The sequence below is a fragment of the Sinorhizobium saheli genome, from assembly GCF_001651875.1.
In the GTDB taxonomy this organism is placed as follows: Bacteria; Pseudomonadota; Alphaproteobacteria; order Rhizobiales; family Rhizobiaceae; genus Sinorhizobium; species Sinorhizobium saheli.
Window position 1 is genome coordinate 24,238 of the sequence record NZ_LNQB01000042.1, and the last position, 6,000, is coordinate 30,237.

Sequence of the window (6,000 nt, forward strand, 5' to 3'; positions counted from 1 at the left end):
CGCCGCCATTCCTCTAGTATTTCCAAGGCTACTTCCTCAGCATCGCCTTCGTAGGGTTGCTTCACCCAAAATGTATCTGGAGAAGCACTTGGCTTCACGGGAGCAGCGCCTTTTCTCAGAAGGGAAATTACGCAGCGCCTCACAAAATCTTCCAATGGTTGACCCTGTAACTCAAATCCGTCCGGGGTTGTGACCTGCCACTGAACTTTCATCCAGCGGCGATTAGAGCCCCGGCGGTTTTCGATACGCCATTTGGCGCGGTGGGAGCAACCGGCGGAAACGCGTAGCCTTCATCTTGCGCAGCGTTGGAGCCGGTTGCGGCGATGGTCCCGGCATAGTTGGCCGGGGTCTGATATCCGAGCGATGAGTGCGGCCGGTCGGCGGTGGCGGCCGGGTAGACGAAGCCGCCGGTCAGCCGCGTGCGGGTGCGGAGGTTGTCGTTGGTGTAGTAGCTGAAGTCTTCGGAATAGGCCGATTCCCGATCGCCGGCATGGGTGATGCCGAGAAGGCGGCCGCAGCCGTCGTAGCCATAGGTCCAGTCGTTGCCTGTGCCGCTGGCGTTGATCGAGGTGAGCGAAGCTCCCCGTCAGATCCTCAGGTTGTCGTTTGTGGACTAGGTGAAGTCCTCCAAATAGGGCCTACTCCGGATCGCCGGCCTTGGCGCGTACCCCAGAAAGCGGCCGAAGCCGTCGTACTACCCCTAATGAACTGAGCGCTTTCCGGGAAATGCGTGTCTCTTGCATTTGAAACGCTTCACTGCGGCGCTCGCTATTATTTCCTCATCCTCGTCCCACTCTTCAAGGTCCAGGCCGAATGGATCGGCCAGGACATGCCTTAGGTTCAGAAAATCGACAAGCGCGGAGCGGGCTGAGGCCCGCAACGGATGTGCGAGATTACCGAAAATGTCGACAAGCCTGCACCCCACCTCGTCATCCTCGAAACGGGCAAGGTACAAATCGGCAAGATGGATTGCAGCCATGCGGCTATTCATCCAGTCCAGATCGCGATCCGCCATTATGTATCGACGCACAAGCGAGTGGTACCGGTCGACAAGATTAAGATATCGGCAAAGAGCTTTCAGTGCCGTTTCACCGTGAACATCACGCTCTGCACCGTGGAGATAGCTTTCGATGAGCTCCGCGTCCGACGCGTCGCCGCAAAGACCGACGATGTAAAGGGCTGCGCTAATCTGGCCGGTTCGCCTCTTAAGAACATCCCTTGCGAGTTCGACTTCGGCGGGCGTTACTTCACCCTCTGCGATACCCTGCGCTCGGTTCCTGATATTCGATAGGTCCACAGATTTACTCATGCTCCGGTCCGACTGCGTGTTTCTGTTTTCTTTACCGTCTCGTTTGTCATGGGATTCGTTCGCAGTCTCCCGGTTCAATGCCTTCCTACCAGCACCAGCAAATGGGTCTATAACCGCAAGTCCCAGCTGATCGCCATCCCCGAAGCGGTCGTCGCCGTCTGGCCGCGGCCGTCTAGGGCACCGGCGGCACTGGCTGGTGCCGTTCTGCTTAACGCCGAGCCTCACCGTGTCACTGCTGAAGCAGACTTTCTGGGCACGTCCGTCGCCGAGGAAGTTGCCGATGCCCTTGCCGTATGAAGTCAATCCATCGCGGCCGTCGCCCTCCGAGTCGATCGTAAAGCTCGATTGACTACCGCAAAGAACCTTCAGGCGCGCATCTGTAACCGCATTCGATGCCTCCTCTGCAGCAAGGCAATCATTGACGTCGATGGAGAAGCTGTCACCGGTCTTCGTGAAGGCCGCCTGCCACCGCACCGTGGCCAGGTAACTGTCATTGCTGTGCACGAGCAATTGCGCCTGCGTCTTGTCCGTGCCGAAGCGGCCAGCGGCCAGGCCGTTAACAACGTTTGCCGACCGCATATCATCGTCGTTGAAGACGAATCCGGCGGAACTCCGTGTTCCGGTCGGGGCTGTGGAAGAGAACATAGTTGTAAGATCCATCCGTGTAGGTGTCGAACTTGCCCTTCATGATCTCCGTGACGCCATCGGAGTTGACGTCCACGACCCGAAATCGCGGGCACTGCCAACGGCAACCCTCTTGTCGGATGGCAAGCGCTCGTTCAGCTACGACCGCGCCAACCGGGTGTCGCAAGTGATCAACGCTGGCGGCGCAGCCGATTGGGACGCCACCGTCGGCAATACGTAGGGCAGGAACTGTATAGGCGGTCGATGGCCGGTAGACCGTCTTCAGCTGCCCGCCCTGCTCGGTCGTCACCGTGTTTAAGAGATTGGCCGAGCCGCCCGCAGCGCCGCCGTAGAGGATCACGTAGGGATTGGTCTGGAACGAGCTGTAAAGCATGCTGGTGTAGTCGGGTTTGTCCAGCGGCGGCCTGTTGCTAGGGTTGTCCCGATCGAGTGGATTCGTCGGGGGCGGCGCCGGCTCCAGCTCGTCGTCTCGTCGCCGCTCACAGTCGCCGCCAGCCGGTTGCCGTAGGTATCATAGTCAAAGGTCGAGGTCTGGTAGCTGCTTGTAGTTGTGTCGTCGCGCCTTGTGGTCAAGCTGCCGTTGCTCGGCGCCGTCCGATAGGCCTGGCCGTCATAGAAGAACTGCGTCTGCTTCAGCAGGGTGCCGGTGAGATCGGTGCCGGCATAGGTCCGCTGCAGGTGCGGCAGCGACATGATGTACTCGGCAGTATTGACGGTGTAGTCCGTCGCCACCAGGACCTCGTCGCCGTCCTTGTCGGTGCGGCCGTGGCTGATCTCGGCGGTGATGTTGCCCCAGGCGTCGAAGCTGCGGGTCGTCTTCAGCGTGCGCGTGGCCGTTCCCTCGGTCCGCGTCGTCGTCGTCGCGGTGTTCAACGCCGAAAAGGGCAGCGTCGCCGTGTGCAGCGCATAGGCCTCGCTGACGGTGCGGTGCTCCGACGCGCCGCTGGCTGCTTCACCACCTCCCGTGATCCCGGCGACGGCACGGGTCGTCACCATCGACAACGGCTCCTATGGCCGCGCCAAGACCGGCCGCATCACCTCGATCAACGCCAGCGGCACAGGCAACGACTGGACCTACGACTATGACGGCTTCGGCCGGCTGATCGGCGTGAGGACGAAATCGCTACCGAAGTGCTGCACAGAGACCAGTCGAGACGCCTGGCTCAACGGCGCTTGATCGTAGGCGACCGTGTTGCCGTAGGTGTCCTTGACCGTCTTGGCCAGCCCGGCCAGAATTGTAGTTCAGGTGGAGCTTCGGCTCGAGCCCGCGGAAAGCCGGGGTACCGATCGGATAGCTGTAGGTGAAGACCCCATTGTTGGTGACCTCCGACTCGCCGGCCTCGACGCGCCGCACCGCCTCGTTGGCGCCGTCGGGATTGACGTGCACCTCGGTCGTCTGGGCCTGGAGAGGGGAAAGGAAAGAAAGGAGGAAAATCGAAGAAACGAAAAGCGTGCGAACGCGTATGGAGAGTGCCGCCTGCCACCATTGATTGCAGGATCGCTAGGATGACTTTGATCACAACTCAATAAGGTTACAAGTGATTCCCACACCAAAAAATAACGGAATGGATGAGCAGGTTAACGGAGTTGATAATCTCGATCCGACGAACTGAGAGAATTAGTGCTTTGACATCGAGAAATGGCCCAATCGTGTTCGCCATGGGTCGTTTTCCGTGGTGAAGAGGGCCGGCGGTTCGATCGATTGGCCTAGTCCGGATTGCAGAATCTGGCTTGGCTTGCCTAGTGCGTCAGGTCGAATGGTTATTCTTCGCGCCTGAAGGCATACTTCCCGGCACTTCCAAACGGCAGTCGGCTCTCGCCAAAAGCGCAAAAGATGACCTCGACATCCGCACGTTGCCTGCATTCAGTCTGAAACTCATATCACGGGCGGCATATGTTGATGACCGAAGTGCTGTGCCGGAGTCTGACGTGAATAGACGGTTCCGGATAGCCCCTGGTGATTTAGAGCTCCTGGATGTCGACCCCGCTTGGCCTCGCGCCGGATGCTGCCGCCGGTTGACACCTCGGTGCCAGCATTTACGCAAACAGCGCTGAAAATCTGTGACGGCAAGACTCCCTCCAATCTTACTAAACGCGTTGCGATAATAGTAGGCATTGGATCCTATCGTCGCCGGCACGATCGGTGTTTTTTGGAACCGGAGGCAATGGCCTCGTACTTCGCAATTGGGAACTTCGCATGAGCGGCACCGGTAAAACCCTCAAGACTGTGACGAAGACCGGCAACAGCCTGATCGACGGTGTGCTGTATGGTTCGGCCTGGGCCGGAACCATCACCTACGCCTTCCCGACCTCGACCAGCAGCTACAGCTACGGCAACGAGAAGGATAACGGTTTCAACTCCATATCGACGGCGCAGAGGAACACCGCTCTTTTCGCGATTGAGCAGTCCTACGGCTCAGCCGCCAATGACGGCTTTTCCGTCGAGGGCTTCACCAATGCCACCTTCAGCGCCGGAAGCACCGGCAGCGCAACCGTCCGTTTCGCGCAGTCGACCGTTCCGAGCACAGCCTACGCCTATATGCCGGGCACCTATCCCCAGGCCGGCGACATCTGGTTCGGCACCGCCTATGCCGGCACGGTCGACGACTATCGCAACCCGATCGCCGGCAACTACGCGTGGCACACGATGCTGCATGAGCTCGGCCATGCGCTTGGCCTGAAGCACGGCCACGAAGCCGAGGGTAGCTTCCCCGCCCTGCCCACGCAATACGACTCGATCGAATATTCGATCATGACCTACAGCGGCTATGTCGGCTCCGGCGGCGGCTATTACTACGAGCAGTACGGCGCGCCGCAGACCTTCATGATGGCCGACATCGCCGCGCTCCAGGAGATGTACGGCGCCGACTTCACGACCAACAGCGGCAACACGGTCTACAAATGGACGCCGAATAGCGGCGCAACGCTCGTCAATGGCACGGTTGCCATCTCCCCCGGCGCTAACCGCATTTTCGCCACCATATGGGATGGTGGCGGCAACGATACTTATGACCTCTCATCTTACAACATCGCACTCAGGGTCGACCTAAGGCCGGGCATGGCCTCGACCTTCAGCGCCGATCAGCTCGCCTACCTCGGCGGCGGCCCGAACAATGGGTTCGCGGCCGGCAACATCTTCAATGCGCTGCAATATCACGGCGACACGCGCTCGCTGATCGAAAACATTATGGGTGGCTCGGCCGGCGACACGATCACCGGTAACCAGGCCGCCAACACGCTCTGGGGTTACGCCGGCAACGACACACTGAATGGCGAGACCGGCAATGACGCGCTATACGGGGGGCTCGGCAATGACAAGATCCGTGGCGGTGGAGGCAATGATCGTATTCTAGGTGAGGCGGGATCAGATCACTTGAGCGGCGGAACGGGAGCCGACACCTTCGTGTTCAAGACGCTTTCATCCAGCACCGCCGTCTTGACCGACCGCGATACGATCTACGACTTCCTCGCCTCGGAATCGGACAGAGTCGACCTTTCTGCCATCGACGCCGACACGGCCACGTCCGGCAACCAGGCGTTCCTCTTCGTTGGCACGGCCGCCTTCGGAGGCAAGAAGGGTGAGCTTCGCTATGTCCGCGACACTTCCGACACCTACATCTACGGCGACGTGAATGGCGACAAGGTCGCCGACTTCGCCATCCATTTGGATGACGCTGTCACCCTGCAAAAGGGCTATCTAATCCTGTAGATGGTCGACGCCCTTTCAATCTGGTCGGCCTCTCCGGGCCGACCGCTGAATTGCCAGAGCCGCCTAATGCCCTGACATGAACATCACGAGCTTCGGCTCGGCCGCTTTAAATGACTCTTTAGCCCGTGACCTAGTGTCCCGCAATCAAGCCAGTGTTTTTGGGACGCGGCGAGTTGGAAGTTGCCTTCGTCGGCGCGTTGTTCCGACCGATTAGCGTGTCAGTTGTCCGATGGATGATTGCTGCCCACAAGTTGGCACTGAACCGCGCCGGGTTTGCCGGAGGCTCCAACTTCTGAGAAAGTGGAGCCGATATGAGCAAGACAACAAACAAATTTTC

5 protein-coding genes and 1 pseudogene are annotated in these 6,000 nt (G+C 59.5%); 2 read left to right on the forward strand and 4 right to left on the reverse strand.

The annotated features are described in order from the left end of the window. Positions 1–208 precede the first annotated feature (208 nt). The 4 genes and pseudogenes from ATB98_RS29365 to ATB98_RS01705 form a co-directional block, all read right to left on the reverse strand. Positions 209–376 (reverse strand): annotated as a pseudogene (locus ATB98_RS29365) (IS3 family transposase); the annotation flags it as partial. Positions 377–700: 324 nt separating this feature from the next. Next, positions 701–1,888: a hypothetical protein gene (locus ATB98_RS01700; protein ID WP_153435911.1), complete on the reverse strand. Its 1,188-nt coding sequence runs from the start codon at positions 1,886–1,888 to the stop codon at positions 701–703. Position 1,889: 1 nt separating this feature from the next. Then, positions 1,890–2,327: a hypothetical protein gene (locus ATB98_RS28585; RefSeq protein WP_153435912.1), complete on the reverse strand. Its 438-nt coding sequence runs from the start codon at positions 2,325–2,327 to the stop codon at positions 1,890–1,892. Beyond that, a complete protein-coding gene (locus ATB98_RS01705) occupies positions 2,291–2,950 on the reverse strand; it encodes a hypothetical protein (RefSeq protein ID WP_066868283.1) in 660 nt (219 codons plus the stop codon). Before ATB98_RS01705 ends, ATB98_RS28585 begins: the two co-directional genes overlap by 37 nt. On the opposite strand from ATB98_RS01705, the gene ATB98_RS28590 reads away from it, so the two are divergent. Together ATB98_RS28590 and ATB98_RS01710 are read left to right on the forward strand one after the other, a co-directional pair. After that, complete coding sequence (locus ATB98_RS28590) at positions 2,919–3,131, forward strand: hypothetical protein (protein WP_167354043.1); 213 nt, start codon at positions 2,919–2,921, stop codon at positions 3,129–3,131. The genes ATB98_RS01705 and ATB98_RS28590 overlap by 32 nt on opposite strands. Positions 3,132–4,151: 1,020 nt before the next feature. Continuing rightward, entirely contained in the window at positions 4,152–5,663 is a 1,512-nt protein-coding gene (locus ATB98_RS01710) for a M10 family metallopeptidase (protein WP_066868285.1), read from the forward strand. Positions 5,664–6,000: the final 337 nt, after the last annotated feature.

Excerpts from the sequence above, each read along its gene's own strand:
- ATB98_RS01700 (WP_153435911.1), bottom strand. The coding sequence starts at position 1,888 with ATGCGGTCGGCAAACGTTGTTAACGGCCTGGCCGCTGGCCGCTTCGGC.
- ATB98_RS28585 (WP_153435912.1), bottom strand. The coding sequence starts at position 2,327 with ATGCTTTACAGCTCGTTCCAGACCAATCCCTACGTGATCCTCTACGGC.
- ATB98_RS01705 (WP_066868283.1), bottom strand. The coding sequence starts at position 2,950 with ATGGTGACGACCCGTGCCGTCGCCGGGATCACGGGAGGTGGTGAAGCA.
- ATB98_RS01710 (WP_066868285.1), top strand. The coding sequence starts at position 4,152 with ATGAGCGGCACCGGTAAAACCCTCAAGACTGTGACGAAGACCGGCAAC.